This is a genomic window from Paraburkholderia sp. FT54 (assembly GCF_031585635.1).
Taxonomy (GTDB): domain Bacteria; phylum Pseudomonadota; class Gammaproteobacteria; order Burkholderiales; family Burkholderiaceae; genus Paraburkholderia.
In genome coordinates this window covers 2837396-2858498 of sequence record NZ_CP134195.1, presented here as the reverse complement: position 1 = coordinate 2858498, position 21103 = coordinate 2837396, and the positions used below count along the sequence as shown (strand labels likewise).

Genomic DNA, 21103 nt, shown 5'->3' with positions numbered 1-21103 from the left:
ATGGCTGAACTTCCCGATCACGACGCCGCGCTTACTGAGACCTGTCTCGAGAGCAAGACGATCCATCAAGGGCCGTTTCTGACGCTCAAGTGCGACACCGTTCGCCTGCCGGACGGCAAGCACGCCACACGCGAGTATGTGCAACATCCCGGCGCCGTGATGGTGATTCCATTATTCGACGACGGCCGCGTGCTGCTGGAAAGCCAGTATCGCTATCCGATGGGCAAGGTCATGGTGGAGTATCCGGCCGGCAAGCTCGACCCGAACGAAGGCGCGCTGGCCTGTGCGATACGTGAGCTGCGGGAAGAGACGGGCTATACCGCGCGTGAATATGTTTATCTGACGCGCATTCACCCGATCATTTCCTACTCGACCGAATTCATCGACGTCTACCTGGCGCGCGGTTTGACCGCCGGCGAGCGCAAGCTCGACGAAGGCGAATTTCTCGAACTGTTCACAGCGACTGTGGCTGAGATGTCCGAGTGGGTGCGCACCGGCAAGGTCACTGACGTCAAGACGGTGATCGGCACGTTCTGGCTGGAGAAAGTGTTGTCGGGTGCCTGGCCGTTGGCGGAGCCGCAATAACGCCGTTAGCGAAGCATGCGCGCGCTGCGCGCCGCTTCGAAAGTCTGAGAAGAGCCCCTGTTGGTTTAGGACCGGCAGGGGCTTTGTCATTGCGAAGCGGGAAATTGCGTTACCCCTGGCGTGTTTGCCGACGTCTTAAAAATGTGCCTTCGTCCTATGCCATTCGACAGTCTCGCCACACGAGCCTTGTCGCTCTAGTATCGACTCTTGAGAGCGGCTTTGACTATTCACTTTATTTCGGATAGCGAAGTTGTAGCAGGCGCTCTGGATTCCGGGTGGCGATCGAGTTGTCACTTGACAACCCGATCGCCACCCGCTAAATTGGAGGACATGAGATGGTTCGAGGAACCCACTCTAAGAAAGAGGTTGAGGCCGCGTTGACGTATGCCGAAAGGAACGGCTGGCGTGTTCAGGGCGGTGGCAAAGGTCATGCTTGGGGAAAAATGTATTGTCCCGACAAAGACGCGGAGTGTCAGTGCGGCGAGTTCTGCATATCGAGTGTCTGGAGTACGCCTAAGAATCCCGGCAACCACGCCAGACATCTGCGACGCATCGTCGACAACTGCACGGCTCGCCGGTAGCAAAGCGTTCTGTTGGCGAAAGCCTTGGGCTGAATGAAAGTAGGAGTAACTTATGGAATATGTGTTCACCTTGAAGTACCGGCTTTCGGCTGAAGACAGCGATCTCGACGCTATCGTCGAGCGTTTGGGCGAGGCAGGATGCGACGACGCAACTGTCGGCATCGGGCAACCAGGCCGCATCGCGCTGTTTTTTACCCGCGAAGGCACGTCCGCATTCGAGGCGGTAGTGAGCGCCCTCCAGGACATCAAACGAGTGGTGCCATCCGCGCGCCTTGTCGAGGCAGGCCCTGATTTCGTCGGCCTCACTGACGTCGCGGAAGTCGCCGGCGTGTCGCGGCAAAACATGCGCAAGCTGATGCTGAGCCACGCAACCGACTTTCCGCCGCCGGTCCACGAGGGCAGCGCGTCGGTGTGGCATCTGTCGGACATACTGGATTGGCTCGCGGCGCGTGGCGGCTACGAAATCAAGGCAGACGTGTTCGACATCGCAAGAGCGGTCAAGCAGATCAATCTTGCCAAAGAAGCGCGCGAAATCGAGCCGCGGCTTGGCCGTCAACTCGAATGTCTCGTGGCATAGAAGCGATGCGGCAGCCGGCGTGCAAAGCCGTCCAGGCGCATGTGACCGGCAAGCCCGTTTGTCTTCTGAAGCACCTTCGGCAGGCCTTTGCGCAAAGCGTTAAAATCGCCCACCGCGTCCGATTTGTCAGCCACTTCCGGCGCCGGCGCCTTCGTCCGTAAAATTTTACGAACGACCGTTCACAAATTTCCGTTTTGCGCTAAACTGGCACGCAAGCCCTGATTCCACATGAAGGTCCTCGATTTACAGTGTCCGCATGGCCATCGGTTCGAAGGCTGGTTCGCTTCGGCTGATGACTTCGAATCGCAGCAGTCCCGCAAGCTCGTCGAATGTCCGATCTGCGGTGCGAACGAGGTGAGCCGTTTGCCGTCAGCCCCGCGCCTGAACCTGTCGGGTGCGACTGAAACGAAAACGCCGGCGGGCGTAGGGGAAATGCAGGCGCGTGTGATGCGTGCCTTGCGCGAGGTACTGGAAAAGACCGAGAACGTGGGTGACCGCTTCGCCGAGGAAGCACGGCGCATTCACTACAATGAAGCGCCCGCACGCAATATTCGCGGTGTCACGACACCGGAAGACGCGAAAGCCTTGGTTGAAGAAGGCATCGAAGTGATGCCGCTGCCGGTCCCGGCTGCCTTGAAAGAACCGCTGCAATAGCGCAGTGGCTCGCTGGCGGCGGGTGGTGGCGGCCAGGAGACACTACGCATGAATCTGGACTATTCCCCCGCTGACAGCGCGTTCCGCGCAGACATCCGCGCCTGGCTCGAAGCAAATCTGCCGCGCGAGCTGAGCGACAAGGTACTCAATCACAAGCGGCTCGCCCGCGAAGACTTCGCCGGCTGGCATAAGCTGCTCGGTACGCGCGGCTGGTCGGCTGTCGCGTGGCCGAAAGAATATGGCGGCCCAGGCTGGGACGCGACCCAGCGGCACATCTGGGACGAAGAGTGTGCGCGTATCGGCGCGCCGTCCGTGCTGCCTTTCGGCGTCTCCATGGTGGCGCCCGTGCTGATGAAGTACGGCAACGAGGCGCAAAAGCGTCACTACTTGCCGCGCATTCTCGACGGTACGGACTGGTGGTGCCAGGGCTATTCCGAGCCGGGCTCGGGCTCCGATCTGGCTTCGCTGCGTACGCGCGCCGAGCGAGTGGGCGACCATTACGTGGTCAACGGCCAGAAAACATAGACCACGCTCGGCCAGTACGCCGACATGATGTTCTGTCTCGTGCGCACGGACAGCGGCGCCAAAAAGCAGGAGGGCATCTCGTTCCTGCTAATCGACATGAAAACGCCGGGTATCACGGTGCGGCCGATCATCACGCTCGACGAAGACCACGAAGTCAACGAAGTCTTTTTCGAGGACGTGAAGGTGCCAGTCGAGAATTTAGTCGGTGAGGAGAATCGTGGCTGGACTTACGCGAAGTATCTGCTCGGCCATGAGCGCACCGGCATCGCGCGCGTCGGCCAGTCGAAGCGCGAACTCGTCTTTCTGAAACGCCTTGCGCTGGATCAGAAAAAAAACGGCAAGCCGCTGCTGCAAGACCCGGTATTCGCCGCGAAAGTCGCGAGCCTCGAGATCGAGTTGATGGCGCTCGAAGTCACCGTGCAACGTGTGGTCGCCAATGAAACGGGCGGACGTGGGCCGGGACCGGAAGCGTCGATGCTGAAGATCAAGGGCACGGAAGTGCAGCAAGCGCTGACCGAACTGATGTTCGAAGCGGTCGGGCCGCTCGCCGCACCGTTCGACGTTCCGTTCCTCGAAGGCGAGCGTGAACACAGCCTGGCCGGCGACGACGATGCCGCGCCTCTCGCCGCGTACTACTTCAACTTCCGCAAGACGTCGATTTACGGCGGCTCGAACGAAATTCAAAAGAACATCATCGCGCAGATGATTCTTGGACTTTGAGGAGCGGCGCATGGACTTCAATTTCAACGACGAACAACAGCAATTCGCCGACGCGCTGCGCCGCTATCTGGACAAGAGTTACGGCTTCGAAGCGCGCCAGGCGATCGTGCGATCGGAAACCGGCGTGTCGGACGCGCATTGGGCTGCGTTCGCGGAACTAGGTCTGACAGCGTTGCCGGTGCCGGAAGCGCAAGGCGGCTTCAACGGCGGCCCGATCGACATGCTGGTGGTCATGCAGGAACTCGGCCGCGCGCTGGTCGTCGAGCCTTATTGGGCGACTGCGGTGGGCATCGAGGCGTTGCGCCTCGCGGGTAGTGAGCAGGGCGAAGACGCGTCGCTGCTCGAACGCGCGGCTCAGGGCGAGATCAAGCTGGCGGTGGCATTTCACGAACCGAACGCACGCTACGACCTGTTCGCGGTCGAGTCCACCGCAAGCGGGCAGGGCGAGCAGCAGACATTGACCGGCACGAAGTCGGTGGTGCAGCACGGCGCGCAGGCAGATCACTGGATCGTGCCAGCCCGGCTGAACGGCGAGATCGCACTCTTCGTCGTGGCGCGTAATGCGACCGGCGTCAGCGTAACGGACTACCGCACGATCGACGGCCAGCGTGCGGCCACACTCCAGTTCAATGACACGCCCGCGCGCCGACTTGCAGGCAAACACGCCGGCGCGGCCGCGCTCGAACATATCGCGGACTACGGCACGGTGTTGTTGTGCGCCGAGGCAATCGGCGCGCTCGACGCCTTGAACCTCGCCACCGTGGACTACACCAAGACGCGTCAGCAGTTCGGCCAGCCGATCGCGCGTTTTCAGGCCTTGCAGCATCGCATGGTCGAGATGCTGATTCACGCCGAGCAGGCGCGTTCCGTCACGTATCTGGCCGCTATGCGCTACACCAGCGCGGATGCCGACGAGCGTCGCCGCGCGGTTTCCGCCGCGAAGGCGCGGGTCGGTCAGGCCGCGCGTTTCGTCGGGCAGCAGGCCGTTCAGTTGCATGGCGGCATGGGCGTCACGAACGAAGTGGCGGCGGCACATCTGTTCAAACGGCTTGCTATCATCGAAACCACATTGGGCGATGTCGATCACCATCTCGCGCGGTTCGCCACGCTACCCGGTTTCGCGACCGCCGAAGCCTGATCAGACATCCGAATCGAATACAAGGAGGTGCGACGATGGGTTTGAGTTACGAGGACTTGATAGTCGGCACGAGCATCGAAATCGGCAAGCACACGTTCACGCACGACGAGATCGTCGAGTTTGCGCAGAAGTTCGATCCGCAGCCGTTCCATCTGGATGAAGCCGCGGCTGCCGAGTCGCCGTTTCGCGGGTTGATCGCAAGTGGCTGGCATACCTGTTCGGTCATGATGGGCATGCTGGTGCGTAACGCGTTCGCCGGTTCCACGTCGATGGGCTCGCCCGGTATCGACGAAATCCGCTGGTTGAAGCCGGTGCGCGTCGGCGACACGATCACCATGAAGAACGCCGTGCTCGACAAGCGTATCTCGGAAAGCAAACCGGATCGCGGCATCGTGTCCACGCAATGGGAAGGCATCAATCAGCATGGCGAAACGGTGATCACGGTGCGCTCGAAGGGACTGTTCGGCCTGCGCAATCCGGGCGCCGCGTCATGACGGGCGGCGCGGCGCCTGCCGCAACGTTCGGCAGTGCCGCGGCCTTGCACGAGTTGGTGGGCGCCGAGCCGCTCGTGAGTGACTGGCTGACGGTGGACCAGGCGAGCGTCGATCGTTTCGCCGAAGCGACCGGCGATCATCAATGGATTCACGTCGACCCGGAGCGCGCGCGCCGCGAGTCGCCGTTCGGCGGTCCGGTCGCGCACGGTTTCCTGACGCTGTCGTTGATTCCGGCGTTGCTCGGTAAAACGGTGGCGCTCAAGCAGCGCATGGGCGTCAATTACGGACTGAATCGCGTGCGCTTTACGTCCCCGGTGCTGGTCGGCTCGCAGTTGCGCGCGAAATTCGCGGTCGAGTCCATGACCGAAGTCGATAACAACGGTGTGCAAGTGGTGTGGAATGTGACGCTGGAGCGGCGGGACAGTGAGCGGCCAGTGTGTGTCGCGGAGTTCATCACGCGGCATTATTTCTAACGTTGCGGCAGCGCACGCGAGTTAAAAAAAGCGCGAGCCGGCATGAATGCCGCTCGCGCTTTTTAATGATGCAGATTCAGATGCGGCGGCGAATTCAATGTTTCGCGTATTGCGTCGCACCGAACAGTATTTCCTTCGCCTTGTCGTCCATGAGCGGTTGACGCGCCGACGCCAGCACTTCCACACCGCGCACGACCGCAGGACGCGCGGCGATCTCTTCATGCCAGCGCTTCACATTCGGAAACGCATCGAGTTCCAAGCCTTGGTTTTGCCACGAGCGCGTCCACGGGAAGGCAGCGATGTCTGCGATCGTATAGTCATTACCCGCGAGATATTGTGTCTTGCCGAGTTGCGTATCCATCACGCCATATAGACGCCTCGTTTCGTTCGTGTAGCGGTTGACCGCGTATTCAATCTGCTCCGGCGCGTAGTTGCGGAAGTGATGCGTTTGACCGAGCATCGGACCCAGACCGCCCATCTGGAACATCAGCCACTGCAGTACCGAATAGCGCGCGGCCGGATCGGTGGGCAGAAACTTGCCGGTTTTCTCGGCGAGATAAATGAGGATCGCGCCCGATTCGAACAGGGCGAACGGCCGGCCGTCGGCTCCCTTGGGACCCTCGGAATCGACGATTGCCGGGATCTTGTTATTCGGACTGATGGCGAGAAACTCGGGTTTGAACTGGTCGCCCGTGCCGATATTCACACCGTGCACGTTGTACGCGAGGCCCGTTTCCTCGAGCATGATGTGAACTTTGTGGCCATTCGGGGTCGCCCAGCTATAGACATCGATCATCGTAGCTCCTTTGTTTCGTGAAGGCGGCGCCCCGAAGGGCGCCACAGTTGACGAAAATTAGAGCATAGATCGCGCGATGCTGCTTGCGGCGCCGCGAGTCGGCCTCGACTTCGCGGCACAAGGCGTGTCTCGCCGACTCAGCGTCAAACCCGCGTGATCGGCGTCTCGACACGAGCCGCCGCGCTGGCATCCATATAGCGCGCGAGTTCGAGCCTGGCGATCGCGTTGCGGTGCACTTCGTCGGGACCGTCGGCGAAACGCAGCGTTCGTGCGCACGCGTAGGCGTAGGCGAGCGGGAAGTCGTCGCTGACACCGCCGCCGCCATGCGCCTGAATTGCCCAGTCGATCACCTGACACGCCATGTTCGGCGCGACGACCTTGATCATGGCGATCTCGCCGCGCGCGCCCTTGTTGCCGACGGTGTCCATCATGTAGGCGGTTTTCAGGGTGAGCAGACGCGCCTGCTCGATCATGCAGCGCGCTTCGGCGATACGCTCCTGGGTGACGCCTTGCGCGGCGACCGGCTTGCCGAATGCGACACGTTGCAGCGAGCGTTTCGACATGAGTTCGAGCGCGCGTTCAGCAAGGCCAATCAGACGCATGCAGTGATGGATGCGTCCCGGTCCGAGCCGGCCTTGCGCGATCTCGAAGCCACGGCCTTCGCCGAGCAGCAAGTTGCCGACCGGCACACGCACATTCTCAAGCGTGATTTCCATGTGCCCATGTGGCGCGTCGTCGTAACCGAAGACGGTGAGCGGACGGTGCACGGTGATGCCGGTGGCGTCGGCGGGAACCAGAATCATCGACTGTTGCTGGTGGCGCGGTGCTTCCGGATCGGTCTTGCCCATGACGATGTAGATCTTGCAGCGCGGATCGCCCGCGCCGGACGACCACCACTTGTGGCCGTTGATCACGTAGTAGTCGCCATCGCGCACGATGCTGGTCTGGATATTGGTCGCATCCGACGACGCCACTTCGGGTTCCGTCATCAGAAACGCCGAGCGGATCTGACCTTGCAGCAGCGGTTCGAGCCACGCGCGCTTGTTGTCGTCGCTGCCGTAGCGCTCGATCGTTTCCATGTTGCCGGTGTCGGGGGCGTTGCAGTTGAACACTTCGGGCGCCCATGGCACGCGGCCCATGATCTCGCACAGCGGCGCGTATTCGAGATTCGTCAAGCCGGCGCCGCGCACCGACTCAGGCAGGAACAGGTTCCACAAGCCGGCTTCGCGCGCCTTCTGCTTGAGTTGTTCGATCAGTTCGGTTGGCAGCCATGCGTTGCCGCTCTGGCGATTGCGTGCAATTTCCGCGTAGAACGCCTGCTCGTTCGGATAGATGTGCTCGTCGAAGAAGGCGAGCAGTTTCTCGCGCAACGCCTGAACCTTCGGGGTGTAATCGAAATTCATGTAGGACCTCGCGGATGACGGGTAACGGACGACGTTTATTCGAAGCACAACCGCGCGCGATTCAGCGCGCGATTCCGGTCAACGCACTTTCTGCGCGTAGCGCCAGGCGAGTTCGGCCATCGGCTTCGCGCGACGGCCGGCGTCGAGTGCCTGAGAGCTGGCCGCGGTGCCGTCGACGACGCGTTTCATGATCCCTTGCAGAATCGCGGCAATGCGAAACATGTTGTACGCCAGGTAGAAGTTCCAGTCGCCGTGAATCTCGAAGCCGGTGCGTTGGCAATAACGCTCGACGTACTGGCGTTCATCGGGAATGCCGAGGGCCGCCCAATCGAGGCCCGCGATGCCGCGGAATTGCGCCGGGTCGACGTGCCATGCCATGCAGTGATACGCGAAGTCGGCAAGCGGATCGCCGAGCGTCGACAGCTCCCAGTCGAGCACCGCAAGCACGCGCGGCTCGTCGGGATGAAAGATCAGATTGTCGAGCCGGTAGTCGCCATGCACGACTGCTGCGCGCTCACCCGTTTCGGCCGGCATATGCTGCGGCAGCCATTCGATCAGGCGTTGCATCGCGTCGATCGGCTCGGTCTCGGATGCGACGTACTGCTTGCTCCAGCGACCGATCTGGCGCGCGAAGTAATTGCCCGGCTTGCCGTAACCGGCGAGACCGACAGCCGCGACGTCGACGCTGTGCAGCGCCGCGATCACGCGGTTCATTTCGTCGTAGATGGCCGCGCGCTCGTCAGGCGTCATGCCCGGCAACGATTGATCCCACAGCACGCGGCCTTCGACGAACTCCATCACGTAGAAGGCGCGGCCCATCACGCTTTCGTCCTCGCACAAGGCGAGCATTTTCGCGACCGGCACATCGGTGTCGGCGAGCGCGTGCATCACGCGGTATTCACGTTCGACGGCGTGCGCGGACGGCAGCAGTTTCGCCGCCGGGCCCGGCTTGGCGCGCATCACATACGAGCGCGTCGGCGTAAGCAGTTTGAACGTCGGATTGGACTGGCCGCCGGCGAATTGCTCCAGCGTGAGCGGCCCGGAAAATCCGTCGACGTGCTGGGTCAACCAGGCAGCGAGTGCATCGGTGTCGAAGCGTTGCCGCTCGCTGACCGGGCGCGTGCCCTCGAAGTCCGAATAGTCCGGTTGGTGTTCTGGTTCTCCGGTTTGTGTGGCTTGCACCATCTGTCTCCTCCAGTTCGGGGTTCAGCTACGCTTGTATTGAATGAATTGTGCGTAGAGCATTTCCATCGTGGTGTTGCGGACGTCGCGATGCAGCGGCGACGGCGGTGAATAGTTGATGGTGCGCAGCACCCAGTCGCGCGGCGCGGCACCCACGTCGAGCGCGTTGATGCAGCCGGTGGCCTGCGCCAGATGCCCGAAGAACGTGCGGCCGCCGGCCGTGAGCGCATGCGACAGGATGGCCCGATTCACGCCGCCGTGCAGCACGAGCAGCACAGTGTCCCACGACATGTCCTCGCGCAACGCCGTTATCGCGGGCAATACACGATCGAACAGAGCGCCGATGGTCTCGCCGTGGAGAAAGCGTGTGCTTTCCGGCACGATGCCGTCGAACACGCCTAGAAACGCGGCCTCGATATCCTGCGGCGGGATATTGCTGAGCCTGCCGCCGCGAATCTCTTCCCAGGCAGGCTCGATGTCGAGTTCGATCTGCTGGCCGGTCTCGGCCAGAACACGCTGCGCGGTTTCGATGGTGCGCGGCAAGCCACTGACGATCACCCGGTCGAAACGGACCTGCTGTTCGGCGAACACGCGGCCGGCCGCGCTGGCCTGTTCGCGGCCGTTGGCGTTCAGGGGCACGGTTTCGGGATTGATCGCGCGGCCGGAGTCGTCGAAGTAGGTGACGTCGCCGTGACGCATCAGAAAGATGCGGCGGCGCTTGGGCAGTTGATAGTCAGGCATCGTCGCTTCGCTCACTTGTAGACCGGAGCGCGTTTTTCGAGGAACGCGGAAATCCCTTCCAGCCCTTCACGGTGATGCAGCGATGCGACAAAGCTGTCGCGCTCCGCCACGAGATGATCGGCGAGCGGTTGCGTGCCGGCCGCGCCGATCAACCCCTTGATGCGCGCAACCGAGTTGGGCGAAATCTTGCCGAGTTCGTCGGCCCACGCGATCGTGGCGTCGCGCACGGTGCCGGTCTTGACCAGTTTGTTGACGACGCCGAGTTCATGCAGACGCGTGGCGCCGATCGGTTTGCCTTCGATCAGCACTTCGGTGGCCAACTGACGCGGCAGGGCTTGAGCGAGAAACCACGAACCGCCGCCGTCGGGCGTCAAGCCGACGCGTGCATACGACATGACGAATTTGGCGTCGTCCGCGGCCACGATCAGGTCGCACGCCAGCGCGAGCGAGAAGCCCGCGCCGGCGGCGGCGCCGTCGACGGCAGCGATCACCGGCTTCGACGAAAGACGCAGCGCCGAGATCCATTCGCCGAGCAGATCGATGCTGCCGGCTTGCACGGACGGATCTTTCGCGCGGTTCTCGAGCAGGCGGTTCAGATTGCCGCCCGCGCAGAAGAAGTTGTCCGCGCCGGTAATCACAACGGCGCGAATCGATGGATCGCGCTCGATCGAGTCGAGCGCTTCGATGCCGGCGGCGTACATGTCCGGATGCAGCGCGTTGCGTGCGCCGGGATTCGACAGCGTGAGGACTAGCGTCGATTCGCTTTCGGTGGGGCGCGAGGTCAGCAGTTCGGCGCTCATTGTTGTGTCTCCTGGGTCTGTGTTTCGGTTCCGGCCGCGTCGCGTTGAGTGAGCGACATGCCGAGTTGGGCGCGCCGCGCGAGCCAAGGCGACGGACGATAGCGCGGATCGCCGAGCACGCCGAACATGTTGCGCAGGATCGCCAGAATGGTGGTCGCGCCGAGCGCGTCGCCGAGGGCAAGCGGGCCGCGCGGATAACCGAGGCCGAGCGTCACGGCGAGATCGATATCCTCCGGCGTGGCGATCTGTTTTTGCGCGATATCGCAGCCGATGTTGACGATGGTCGCCACCACGCGTTGCGCGACGAAGCCGGTCGAGTCACGGATCACGGTGACGGGCACGCCGTCGGCGGCAAAGAGCGCATGTGCCGTGTCACGCGCGGCGCGCGTGGTGGCGGGCGTTGTCATCAGCGTGCGGCGTTGCGCGCCGACGAGCGGGAAGAGCGCATCGATTGCGACGACGCGGCTGGCGTCGAGCGCTTCATCGACTGCGGCCGTGGTCGCATCGTGACCCAACGGCGTGACGACGATCAGCGAATTTGCTGCGGGCGTGGCGCCGTCGTCGAGCTTCACGCCGGCTTTCTCGATGAGTTGCACGACGGCGTCGTGGGCTTGCGGATAACGCTTGCTGACCCACACGCTGGCGGGCAATCCGGTCGGCGCGGGTGCTTCAGCGGGCACTTGCTGCTTGCCGTCTTCGTAGCGATAAAAGCCTTCGCCTGTCTTGCGGCCGATCAACCCACCGGCGAGCCGCGTGCCGGTGATGGGCGACGGCGTGAAGCGCGGCTCTTCATAGAACTGATGGTAGATCGACTCCATCACCGGATGCGAGACGTCCAGCGCCGTCAGATCGAGCAACTCGAACGGCCCGAGGCGAAAGCCCGCCTGCTCGCGCATGATGCGGTCGATGTCGGCGAAGCTGGCGACGCCTTCACCCGCCACGCGCAAGCCCTCGGTATTCATGCCGCGGCCCGCGTGATTAACGATGAAGCCGGGCATGTCTTTCGCGCGCACCGGCGTGTGACCCATGCGGCGCGCGAGATCCATCAACGCGTCGCCAGCCGCGGGATCGCTGCGCAGACCGTCGATCACTTCGACGACCTTCATCAGCGGCACGGGATTGAAGAAGTGGTAACCGACCACGCGCGCCGGGTCCTGACAGCCGGCGGCGATCGCCGTGATGGACAGCGAAGACGTGTTGGACGCCAGCACGCAACGGCCGCTCACGACGGTCTCGAGTTCGCGGAACAGCGCCTGCTTCACGTCGAGTTTCTCGACGATCGCCTCGACGATCAGATCGCAATCGGCCAACTCGCCGATGGTCTGCGCGCCGCTCACATTCGCGAGCGCCGCGAGTGAGCGGGCCTGGTTGAGCTTGCCTTTGGCGGTCAATTTGGCGAAAGTCTCGGCAAGGTAGTCGCGCGCGGCGCCGATCGCAGCAGGGTTGGTGTCGTACAGACGCACGGTGAGGCCGGCCAGCGCGGCGATCTGGGCGATGCCGCGCCCCATCGCTCCGGTTCCGACAATGCCGATAGTCTCGATGCTGAAATTGCGAGAGGTCATTGTGATGCTCGACTCCATGGTTATTTTAGAATAGCACGATCGTGCAATTTACTGGATGATTGCTCGAAGGCGGCTGCCTTGACGTCGATGGGCGGTCGCACACAACTCGAAGGAAGGAGACACCCGATGATCAAGCTGTGCGGTTTCGCGCTCTCGAACTATTACAACAAAGTGAAGTTCGTGCTGCTCGAACATGGCATTCCGTTCGAGGAAGTGTCGGTGAAGCCGAGCCAGGACGAGGCGATGCTCGAGCACTCGCCGCTCGGCAAGGTGCCTTATCTGCAGACTGAAGACGGCGACCTGTGCGAATCGCAATGCATTGTCGAGTATCTGGCCGCGCGTTTTCCCGACAAGGCGATTTTTTCCGCCGACCCATGGGAAGCGGCCAAGGAGCGCGAGCTGATCATGTTCGTCGACGTGCATCTCGAACTGACGGCGCGCAATCTCTACAAGGAAGCGTTCTTCGGCGGCACCGTGACCGACGCGACCAAAGGGCGCGTCGAGAAGCTGCTCAAGCATCACATTGCCGGCTTCAAACGGATCGCGAAGTTCGGACCGTATCTGAGCGGCGAGCGTTTCAGCGTGGCGGATACGGCCGGCTATGTGAGCTTGCCGCTGGTGGGCATGGCGACGCAGGCCATCTACGGCCGCGATTTTCTGCTCGACGCCGGCATCGACTGGAAGAGCTACGTGAAGGCGATCCACCCCCGGCCGGCCGCGCAGCGTGTGACTGAGGACCGCAAGGCGCATATCGCCGCGTCGCGCCCGGCTTGACGGGCGTTGCACGGAAGAAAGCGAACCAGGGTGTGTCACGCAAGCCTTGGCCGCTGCGCGCGATAGCGGGGAACGTAGGTTCGTTCGCAGCATCGCGCGGGGCATGCTAGAGGCGCGCCAGCCGCTCGAGCGCGGTGGCGAGCGTGCTTTCCTGCTTGGCGAAGCAGAAGCGCACCACGCCCGACTCATGGGCCTCGTGATAGAACGCCGAGACCGGAATAGCCGCGACGCCCATCTCGCCGGTCAGCCATTGCGCGAATTCGGCTTCGGGCAAGTCGCTGATCGCCGAATAGTCGACGCACTGAAAGTACGTGCCCGTGCACGGCAACAGCTTGAAGCGCGAGTTCGCGAGGCCGGCGCGGAAGAAGTCGCGCTTCTTCTGATAAAACGCCGGCAGGTCGAGATACGGCGCCGGGTCTTTCATGTAGTCGGCAAGGCCGATCTGCATCGGCGTGTTGACCGTGAACACGTTGAACTGATGCACCTTGCGGAACTCCGCGGTGAGCGTGGCGGGCGCGGCCACGTAACCGACCTTCCAGCCCGTCACGTGATAGGTCTTGCCGAAGCTCGACACCACGAAACTGCGCTGCGCCAGTTCCGGATAGCGGGCCACGCTCTCGTGCGGCGCGCCGTCGTAGACCATGTGTTCATACACTTCGTCGGACAGGATCAGCACGTTGGTGCCGCGCACGATCTCTTCGAGCTTGCGCATGTCCTCCGCGCGCCAGACCGTGCCGGTCGGATTGTGCGGCGTGTTGATCAGCAGGAGCCGCGTTTTCGGCGTGATCGCGGCAGCCAGTTTGTCGAACGGAATGGCGTAGTCGGGCGCGTCGAGCGTGACAAAAACCGGCTTGCCGCCGGCCAGTTCGATGGACGGCAGGTAACTGTCGTAGGTCGGTTCGATCACGATCACTTCGTCGCCCGGGTGGACCGTGCACAGAATCGCCGTCAGCAACGCTTGAGTCGCGCCCGCCGTGACGGTGATTTCGCTGGTGGCCTCGTAGCGGCGACCGTACAGGTTCGCGATCTTGTCCGAGATCGCCTGACGCAGCGGCGCGGCGCCGGCCATCGGCGGATACTGGTTGTGACCCTCGCGCATGGCGTTTGCGACGGCGTCGACAATGCGCGGATCGCAGCTGAAATCGGGAAAGCCCTGACCCAGATTCACCGCGCCTTTTTCGGCGGCGAGCGCGCTCATCACGGTGAAAATCGTCGTGCCGACGTCCGGCAGGCGAGACGGGAACGTGGGACTCGTGGGCGTGTCGTGCGGTGCATTCATGGCGCTGTCCGGAGCGTGGGCAAGTGAGTTAGACAAAGGCGTCGTTTGAAACGGCGAAGCCTGATTGTAGGGAATCGCGGCGCGCTGTGCGCGCCATGGAGCTCGCGTTAGCCGTCTGGCCAAGGCCATGCGGCTGGCGGGTCATGCGGTTAAAGGCTCGCTGGCGGCGCTCAGCGACATGCCGATGGCGGCGACGAACGGCGCCGGCTGCGCGATCTGAAAGCCGAAGTCACGCGCAATCCGCCTGGCCAGCTTCAATACCGCGCGATCCTTTGAAACCAGCCAGTCGGCCTGTGCGGCGTGCGCGAGCTCGAGAAACTTCTGGTCGTCGCGGTCTTTGCATTTGGGCAAGGGCCTGGCGTCTTCCGCTTGCGCCTCGGGTTCGACCAGCTGCGCGAGCCGCGCGACGACCGCCAGCGCCGCCGCCTTGTCCACATTCCGATGCACGAATTGCGGGTAGTCCAGCACATAGGCGAGTTCGGCGAGGCAGCGGGCATCGATCAGCGCGGCCAGCGCACCGCTTTCGAGCGCGGCCGCGATCGGCCGCGTGTGCGGGTCGTCGAACACGAGAATGTCGATCCACACATTGGAATCGAGGACGACGCGCAAAGCGTCAGGTGAGGCATGGGAACCGGGCATTCGTTACAATCTGGCTTTCGTCTTTGACCGCCAGGCACGGCGTGCCTGCAAGCCTCTATGATAATCGTTCTGTCGCCGGCGAAATCGCTCGACTACGAAAACCCGCCTCACGTCAAAAAACACACGATCCCCGATTTTGTCGACGACGCGGCCGAATTGATCGGCGGATTGCGTCGTTTGTCGCCGCAGCAGATCGCCTCCCTGATGGACATTTCGGATCAGCTCGCGCAGCTCAATTTCCAGCGTTACGCGGAGTGGTCGCCCAAGTTCGGCACGCACAACGCCAAGCAGGCGGTGTTGGCGTTCAATGGCGACGTGTACGAGGGCTTGAACGCGAAGACGCTGTCATCGGCGGATCTGGACTATGCGCAGAATCACGTGCGCGTGTTGTCCGGCCTGTATGGCTTGCTGCGTCCGCTCGATCTGCTGCAGCCTTACCGGCTCGAAATGGGGACGCGCTTCGCTAATCCGCGCGGCAAGGATCTGTACGCGTTCTGGGGCGAACGGATCACGCAGGCGTTGAATGCGCAATTGAAGAAGAATGCGGCGGCATCGCGCGTGCTGGTGAATTGCGCATCGGGCGAGTACTTCAAGTCGGTCAAGCCGAAGCTGCTCGAAGCACCGATCATCACGCCCGTGTTCGAGGACTGGAAGGGCGGCCGCTACAAGATCATCAGCTTTCATGCAAAGCGCGCGCGCGGCCTGATGGCGCGTTATGCGGTGGAAAACCGCCTGAACCAGCCCGAGCAACTGAAGGACTTCGACTCCGAAGGCTACGCGTTCGACGCCGGAGCCTCGAACGATTCCACTTACGTATTCCGCCGCCGCGTTGCTGAATAAGCGGCACGCCACGCATAGAAGCAGGGAAGAACATCATGACGTTATCGATTACGAGCAACTTCGACGCGGGTGCGATCGAAGTGCTGTCCTGCGAAGACGCGGGCAATATCCGTTTGCGCGTGCGGCCGGACAGCCATGCCGAGTTCGCGCAGTGGTTTTATTTCCGCGTGTCCGGCGCGGCGGGCGAGCGCTGCGTGATGACCTTCGAGAATGCGGCCGCGTGTGCCTTCGCCGAAGGCTGGCGCGACTATCAGGCGGTGGCGAGCTATGACCGCGTGAACTGGTTTCGCGTGCCCACGTCGTACGACGGCCGTGTGCTGACGATCGACCACACGCCGGATTTCGACCGCATTTACTACGCGTACTTCGAGCCGTACAGCGAGGAGCGCCATTCGGAGTTTCTCGGCGCGGTGCAGCAGATGCCGCAGGCGACGCTGACGGAATTGGGCACGACCGTCGAAGGGCGGCCCATGTCGCTGCTCACGCTCGGCACGCCGCAAACCGGCGACACGGCCAGAAAGAAAATCTGGCTGATCGCGCGCCAGCATCCTGGCGAGACGATGGCCGAATGGTTTATCGAGGGTCTCGTAAAGCGGCTCGCGGGCTGGGGCGATTGGGCAGGCGACCCGGTCGCGCGCAAGCTCTACGATCACGCCGTCTTCTACATCGTGCCGAACATGAATCCGGACGGCAGCGTGCACGGCAATCTGCGCACGAATGCGGCCGGCGCGAATCTGAATCGCGAATGGATGGAGCCGGATGCCGAGCGCAGCCCCGAGGTGCTGGTGGTGCGCGACGCGATTCATGCGACAGGTTGTGACCTGTTCTTCGATATCCACGGCGACGAGGCGCTGCCCTATGTGTTCGTGGCCGGCTCCGAAATGCTGCCGGGCTTTACCGAGCGGCAGGGGCAGGAGCAGAAAGCGTTCATCGAAGCGTTCAAGCAGGCAAGCCCTGATTTCCAGGACAAGTACGGCTACGCCGCGAGCAAGTATCGCGAGGATGCACTGAAGCTGGCGTCGAAGTACATCGGCAACGAATTCGGCTGCCTGTCGCTGACTCTCGAGATGCCGTTCAAGGACAACGCCAATCTGCCCGACGAACGGGTGGGCTGGAACGGCGAGCGTAGCGCGTCGCTCGGCGCCGCGATGCTGCAGGCGATCTTGCGGCACGTGGAAACATTTGCCTGAACATCGCTGCGCATAAAAAACGAGGCGCACGCTTCACAGCGTGTGCCTCGTTTTCATTGGGGCGCGTGTTTTACCCGCAGCGCTGGCGAACTGATGCCACGAGCGCGAGCCGCTATTGAGTTTTCTTTTTCGCCGGTGTCTTCTTCGCGGTTGCTTTGCTCGAACCCGTTCGCGACGATTTGCCCGAACTGGGTTTGGAAGACTTCGTGGTTGCCTTCTTCGTCGTGTTGCCGCTCGCCGAATGCTTGCCTTTGGCGCTCTTATGCTTGCCCGACGACGCTCGCGAACCCGAGGGTTCCGAACTGCGCGCGCGGGCCGCCGGCACCGGATCGTTCCAGCTGAACGCCAGCATCTGCGCGCCGACATAGCCACAGCGGAATTTCAGATCGGCAGGATCGCCGCCGCCGCTCTGGCGGATGCCGAGCCCTTCGACGGTGACGATGTTGTCTACCTTGACGCGCTGCTTGCCCTCGTCGAACGAATCGTTCCACGGCGTGACCGACGCATGCATGCTGTCAAACGAGCTAGGTGGAAATTCGACATGGTCGAAGGCGGTCGACGTGCTGGCCACAAAGTTGCCATGAGCTGCGCAGTCCGCCACGAGCGGGTCCGCATGCATGTCATTGACAAATTTGTTGACGAGATCGTTGTGCTGCTCGAGTTGATCGGCGAATGCGGGAGCAGAGCATATGAGCGAGAGACTCGCCGCACATGTTGCCAACCGGCCGAGCAACCGCAGCAATCGGCGCGGTACGTTGGTGCGATCCATCTAGTTCGTTAAACGCTAATCAGACATGAGGCACGTAAGATGCCCGGCGAGAGGGTGGAGTTCAATCCTGACACAAATATTTTGTCCTGTTGGTAGTGCGAGCCCCACGGCTCGACGTGGGCGAGTCGCTAATCGCCGTTGGTACGCGTTCAGTGTCCGCGCGAGTGTCAGGTGCGTGGTCCGCCGAGTCGGTATCTGCGCACATCATAAGTGGTGACCCACGCAGGGCGGTAGACCGCGATCAATGCCGTCGACATGCCAGTGAACCAGGATTCCCCGATGGCAAGTAGAAACACACTGAAAGCGTAGCCCGCGGGCACTACGGTCATCGAACCGTCGGCGAGCGCGATATGAATGCCGAGGGCGGCGGCGGCCGTGAGCGACACGGCGATGGCAGGCGAGACAAAACCTTGGCCGAGGATGAACATGAAGAGATTGCGTGGCAGCCACGCGATGCTGATGCGCTGAAGCAATGTGGAAATGCCGACCGGCAGCGCACCGTACACGAGGAACGTTAGCGCGATGCCCTGCCAGGGGGCATCGAAGATGACGGCGGCAAGACCCGTGACCACCGCCATGGCGATCAACGCCAGCGCCCAGTCGAATAACGTGACGACCAGCGTGGCGCCGAGCAGATGCATGACGGTGCCGTCGTCGAGCCATGCATTACTTGCCCACAGCACCGACACTGCGACGATGATCGCAAGCCAGACATGCTGCAGTGTGCCGTCCTGAAGTCGTTTGAAAGGATTTTTCCACAGTGCGAGCGCGACCACTATCGCAGTGGCGATCCAGCCACCGACAGCGACCCAGAACGGAAGCGGTGTGTAGAGGAAACCCATGAGTCTCATATTACTCGTTGGACGAGAAAAGGTGTGAGCGGATTCCATGCCAGCAGGCGCAAACGCTGCCGGTCAGTGCTCGCCCGGATTCCGTTGCGCGCGCCGGCTGCGTTCATGCAAGGCCTGGTGCGACCGGGTCGGCCGGTCCGGCGGCCGGCGCGTCGCCATATGGCGCGCCCGGTTCGGCCGCCATCGGCAATCGGGCCGCCGTGTCGTTAGCTGGCAACGGATACTGGAAGCGCCGCCGCACTCGGCGCCGCAACGGCACCACACCGGGTTGTCCCATGATCGGGCGGACCGGGCCTTCGCCGTCGTTGCGCAGGACTTGCAAATGGTTCGACAGCCAGCCGTTGTAAAGCGCGACCGCGGCCGCGCGATTCGGCGCGCCGAGCTGCTGGAATATGCTGGTCAGATGGATCTTGACGGTGCCTTCGCTGATGCCCAGGGTGCGCGCGATCATCTTGTTGGTGCTTCCCATGTGGACGCAGCGCATGATCTGCTGCTGCCGGGGCGACAGGCCGTTGGCGAATCTGGTGCGGCGCGGCGGCGGGCTCTTCTCGTCGAACGGCCGGATGGCGATGTCCGGCGGTAGCGGAGGATCGAGCGCCAGCGCGCCGGGCGGCACATAGTGACCGCCCAGCAGCACCATTTCAAACGCGCGCACGATCAGACAAGGATCGGTGTCGCGCGGCACGACGCCGAGCACGCCTTCGTCCATGAGATCTCGCACGGCGACCGGCGAGATCTGATCGGTGAGCACGGCAATGCGCAGATCGGGGTAATGGCTGAGCAGATGGCGAATATCCGCGACCGACATCCAGTCCTGCCAATCGATCGCGAGCAGGTCGGGCCGCTGACGCTTGAGCGTGCGTTCAACCTGACGCCAGTCTTGTGCCTCGTTGAAACGCGCCAGACGGTCAATTTGCCGCAGCAGTGCTTTGAGTCCGTCACGACGTTCCGCGTCTGAGTTGAGTATCGAGAATCGCATGCATGTCTCCAGATGAGTCGGGCGAAGTGGCGCGATGCGTGCGCTCGGCGCGTAAGAGCCGGATGCGTTTGCGATGCGTCGCCGTTCCTATGATGACAAATTCCCTTCAACTTGACGGCCTGTCCAAAAGGCATAGGAGGAATGACGTAAAAATGAGCCGGCGCAAAAAAGCCCCGCGCGCAGGCGGGGCTTTTAATGTCGACTCCGACGCGCAGAACGCGCCGGCGGCGATGATCAATGGAAGTGCGGCTGCGCGGGTTCCGCGTCCTCCGGCATTTCGGCATGGACGATTTCGCCGAGCGGGTCGGCATAGAGCGGTACGCCGCAGTCGTCGCAGTATTCCGGCTCGAAGCGGCCGGCGTGTCGGCGCACTTCGGCGACGCCGGTTTCCTTGAGCAACGCGACGATTTCTTCGAGCGGATCGTCCGACGCGGCGGTTTCCTGCGGTTCTTCGTCGATGCCCGGCTCGCCGTTCTCGCGACCGTACAGCGGCCACACGACGCCGTAGATCACATCATTGCTGCCGCGGCGCGTGAACCCAACTCTGTATTCGTCGATGCGGCGTTCGCCGAAGCCCGCGACAACCGCGCGCAACTCCTGCGGCGCCGCGCCGATCGTGTCGAACAGATAGCGCACGGCGGTCCGTACCGTGTGAGGGCGCACGCGCTCGTCGGCATCGCGGCAGGCCGAGTAATAGGCATCCGGCAGCAGGCACTCGAATTCGCAGCCGGGCAGCACCAGCGACAAATTGGCGCCGCCTTGCGTGGCCCATTGTTCAAGGCATTGTCCGCGCTCGATCCGGCTGCCGTGCTCTTCTTCCTGCCAGCGGAACGTCGGCTCGCCCAGCGGCGCCGCGACGACGGCCAGCAGGAAGCGCGGGTCGGCCAGAATCGGCGAGGTCTCCGGCAACTCGCCGAAATTCAGCTTGACGTTGCTGCCGGCCAAGGCCGCCTGCGTGAGTTGCTGGGCAATGCGCCAGGTTTCGACATGATGACGCGGCAGCTGATCGATGCTGTACAGGAACGGCGCCATGGCGACCCGCGTGTTGGCCGCGAGCACGTGCGCTTGCAGGTGCGCGCGCAGGGCGTCGGCGGCGTCGGCCTTGAGCGGGCCGGACGGAATCATGTAGCGCGTCCAGGCGAGCACCGGCGCGGCGATCAGCAGCGCCTCATAAGACGCGCCTTCATGTTCGACGATGAACGACTCGCTGTGGGTTTCCGCCATATCGGCAAGCGCGCCGTAGGCATCGGGATGATTTTGCTGCAGGTGATCGAGCGCGGCGTCCAGGGTAGTCTGGTTGGCGTTGCGGACGATCTTGGCCAGCAGCGCGTCGAGTTTCGCTTCCCAGAAGCGGTCCTCGGTGCGACTGCCCGACGCGAAAAGCGCGAGCGAGAGACCGACAAGCTTGTCGGCATCGGGGGGGAGACGTTTGGCGATTCGCGAGCGCATAAATCCGGAAATTGGGGTGCACAGAACCTTATATTCTAGTCTTTTCTATGCCGCCGTATTATTTGGCCGGCGATGCCGGATGAATTAGGACGTTTCTACACG

22 protein-coding genes and 1 pseudogene are annotated in these 21103 nt (G+C 62.6%); 11 read left to right on the top strand and 12 right to left on the bottom strand.

The genetic code is table 11. The annotated features are described in order from the left end of the window. The 8 genes and pseudogenes from RI103_RS13200 to RI103_RS13165 all read left to right on the top strand — a co-directional run bounded on the left by RI103_RS13200 (nucleotide 1) and on the right by RI103_RS13165 (nucleotide 5747). On the top strand, nucleotides 1-585 hold the full coding sequence (locus RI103_RS13200) for an NUDIX hydrolase (protein ID WP_310812437.1): 585 nt from the start codon (nucleotides 1-3) through the stop codon (nucleotides 583-585). 335 nt (nucleotides 586-920) lie between these two features. Beyond that, complete coding sequence (locus RI103_RS13195; RefSeq protein WP_310812436.1) at nucleotides 921-1166, top strand: hypothetical protein; 246 nt, start codon at nucleotides 921-923, stop codon at nucleotides 1164-1166. 52 nt (nucleotides 1167-1218) lie between these two features. Then, a complete protein-coding gene (locus tag RI103_RS13190; RefSeq protein ID WP_310812435.1) occupies nucleotides 1219-1743 on the top strand; it encodes a DNA-binding protein in 525 nt (174 codons plus the stop codon). A 228-nt stretch (nucleotides 1744-1971) separates the two neighbouring features. Further along, the gene (locus RI103_RS13185; RefSeq protein ID WP_310812434.1) at nucleotides 1972-2397 is read left to right on the top strand and encodes a DUF1178 family protein; all 426 of its coding nucleotides are present in this window, start codon (nucleotides 1972-1974) and stop codon (nucleotides 2395-2397) included. Between the two features lie 48 nt (nucleotides 2398-2445). Continuing rightward, nucleotides 2446-3642 (top strand): annotated as a pseudogene (locus RI103_RS13180) (acyl-CoA dehydrogenase family protein). Nucleotides 3643-3652: 10 nt separating this feature from the next. Then, a complete protein-coding gene (locus RI103_RS13175; RefSeq protein ID WP_310812433.1) occupies nucleotides 3653-4780 on the top strand; it encodes an acyl-CoA dehydrogenase in 1128 nt (375 codons plus the stop codon). 35 nt (nucleotides 4781-4815) lie between these two features. Continuing rightward, nucleotides 4816-5274 (top strand): MaoC family dehydratase, encoded by a 459-nt coding sequence (locus tag RI103_RS13170; protein WP_310812432.1) that lies wholly within the window; start codon nucleotides 4816-4818, stop codon nucleotides 5272-5274. Further along, on the top strand, nucleotides 5271-5747 hold the full coding sequence (locus RI103_RS13165; protein ID WP_310812431.1) for a MaoC family dehydratase: 477 nt from the start codon (nucleotides 5271-5273) through the stop codon (nucleotides 5745-5747). Before RI103_RS13170 ends, RI103_RS13165 begins: the two co-directional genes overlap by 4 nt. 94 nt (nucleotides 5748-5841) lie before the next feature. Here RI103_RS13165 and RI103_RS13160 read toward each other — a convergent pair whose 3' ends face one another. From RI103_RS13160 to RI103_RS13135, 6 genes are all read right to left on the bottom strand, one after another. Further along, a complete protein-coding gene (locus RI103_RS13160; protein ID WP_310812430.1) occupies nucleotides 5842-6543 on the bottom strand; it encodes a glutathione binding-like protein in 702 nt (233 codons plus the stop codon). A gap of 143 nt (nucleotides 6544-6686) precedes the next feature. Beyond that, a complete protein-coding gene (locus RI103_RS13155; RefSeq protein WP_310812429.1) occupies nucleotides 6687-7946 on the bottom strand; it encodes an acyl-CoA dehydrogenase family protein in 1260 nt (419 codons plus the stop codon). A 78-nt stretch (nucleotides 7947-8024) separates the two neighbouring features. Further along, entirely contained in the window at nucleotides 8025-9131 is a 1107-nt protein-coding gene (locus RI103_RS13150) for a phosphotransferase (RefSeq protein WP_310812428.1), read from the bottom strand. Between the two features lie 21 nt (nucleotides 9132-9152). Next, the gene (locus RI103_RS13145; RefSeq protein ID WP_310812427.1) at nucleotides 9153-9869 is read right to left on the bottom strand and encodes a histidine phosphatase family protein; all 717 of its coding nucleotides are present in this window, start codon (nucleotides 9867-9869) and stop codon (nucleotides 9153-9155) included. A gap of 11 nt (nucleotides 9870-9880) precedes the next feature. Then, entirely contained in the window at nucleotides 9881-10669 is a 789-nt protein-coding gene (locus tag RI103_RS13140; protein WP_310812426.1) for an oxepin-CoA hydrolase, alternative type, read from the bottom strand. Beyond that, nucleotides 10666-12231: a 3-hydroxyacyl-CoA dehydrogenase gene (locus RI103_RS13135; protein WP_310812425.1), complete on the bottom strand. Its 1566-nt coding sequence runs from the start codon at nucleotides 12229-12231 to the stop codon at nucleotides 10666-10668. Before RI103_RS13135 ends, RI103_RS13140 begins: the two co-directional genes overlap by 4 nt. 126 nt (nucleotides 12232-12357) lie before the next feature. Between RI103_RS13135 and RI103_RS13130 the strand changes: the two genes are divergently transcribed. Further along, entirely contained in the window at nucleotides 12358-13005 is a 648-nt protein-coding gene (locus RI103_RS13130) for a glutathione S-transferase (RefSeq protein ID WP_310812424.1), read from the top strand. A gap of 106 nt (nucleotides 13006-13111) precedes the next feature. Here RI103_RS13130 and RI103_RS13125 read toward each other — a convergent pair whose 3' ends face one another. Beyond that, nucleotides 13112-14284: a pyridoxal phosphate-dependent aminotransferase gene (locus RI103_RS13125; protein WP_310812423.1), complete on the bottom strand. Its 1173-nt coding sequence runs from the start codon at nucleotides 14282-14284 to the stop codon at nucleotides 13112-13114. A 141-nt stretch (nucleotides 14285-14425) separates the two neighbouring features. Then, nucleotides 14426-14923, bottom strand: coding sequence for a putative toxin-antitoxin system toxin component, PIN family (locus tag RI103_RS13120; protein ID WP_310812422.1), 498 nt, complete (start codon nucleotides 14921-14923; stop codon nucleotides 14426-14428). A 57-nt stretch (nucleotides 14924-14980) separates the two neighbouring features. On the opposite strand from RI103_RS13120, the gene yaaA reads away from it, so the two are divergent. Then, nucleotides 14981-15763 (top strand): peroxide stress protein YaaA, encoded by a 783-nt coding sequence (gene yaaA, locus RI103_RS13115; protein ID WP_310812421.1) that lies wholly within the window; start codon nucleotides 14981-14983, stop codon nucleotides 15761-15763. A 35-nt stretch (nucleotides 15764-15798) separates the two neighbouring features. Next, on the top strand, nucleotides 15799-16953 hold the full coding sequence (locus RI103_RS13110; RefSeq protein ID WP_310812420.1) for a M14-type cytosolic carboxypeptidase: 1155 nt from the start codon (nucleotides 15799-15801) through the stop codon (nucleotides 16951-16953). 112 nt (nucleotides 16954-17065) lie between these two features. Here RI103_RS13110 and RI103_RS13105 read toward each other — a convergent pair whose 3' ends face one another. From RI103_RS13105 to RI103_RS13090, 4 genes are all read right to left on the bottom strand, one after another. Beyond that, nucleotides 17066-17722 carry a BspC domain-containing protein gene (locus tag RI103_RS13105; protein WP_310812419.1) on the bottom strand — a complete coding sequence of 219 codons (657 nt, stop codon included), beginning with the start codon at nucleotides 17720-17722 and terminating at the stop codon, nucleotides 17066-17068. A gap of 167 nt (nucleotides 17723-17889) precedes the next feature. Further along, nucleotides 17890-18564, bottom strand: a complete 675-nt coding sequence (locus RI103_RS13100; protein WP_132375227.1) for an energy-coupling factor ABC transporter permease — start codon at nucleotides 18562-18564, stop codon at nucleotides 17890-17892. A gap of 112 nt (nucleotides 18565-18676) precedes the next feature. Next, nucleotides 18677-19552, bottom strand: coding sequence for a response regulator transcription factor (locus tag RI103_RS13095; protein WP_310812418.1), 876 nt, complete (start codon nucleotides 19550-19552; stop codon nucleotides 18677-18679). Nucleotides 19553-19786: 234 nt separating this feature from the next. Then, nucleotides 19787-21001, bottom strand: coding sequence for a DUF2863 family protein (locus RI103_RS13090; RefSeq protein ID WP_310812417.1), 1215 nt, complete (start codon nucleotides 20999-21001; stop codon nucleotides 19787-19789). Between the last annotated feature and the right edge of the window lie 102 nt (nucleotides 21002-21103).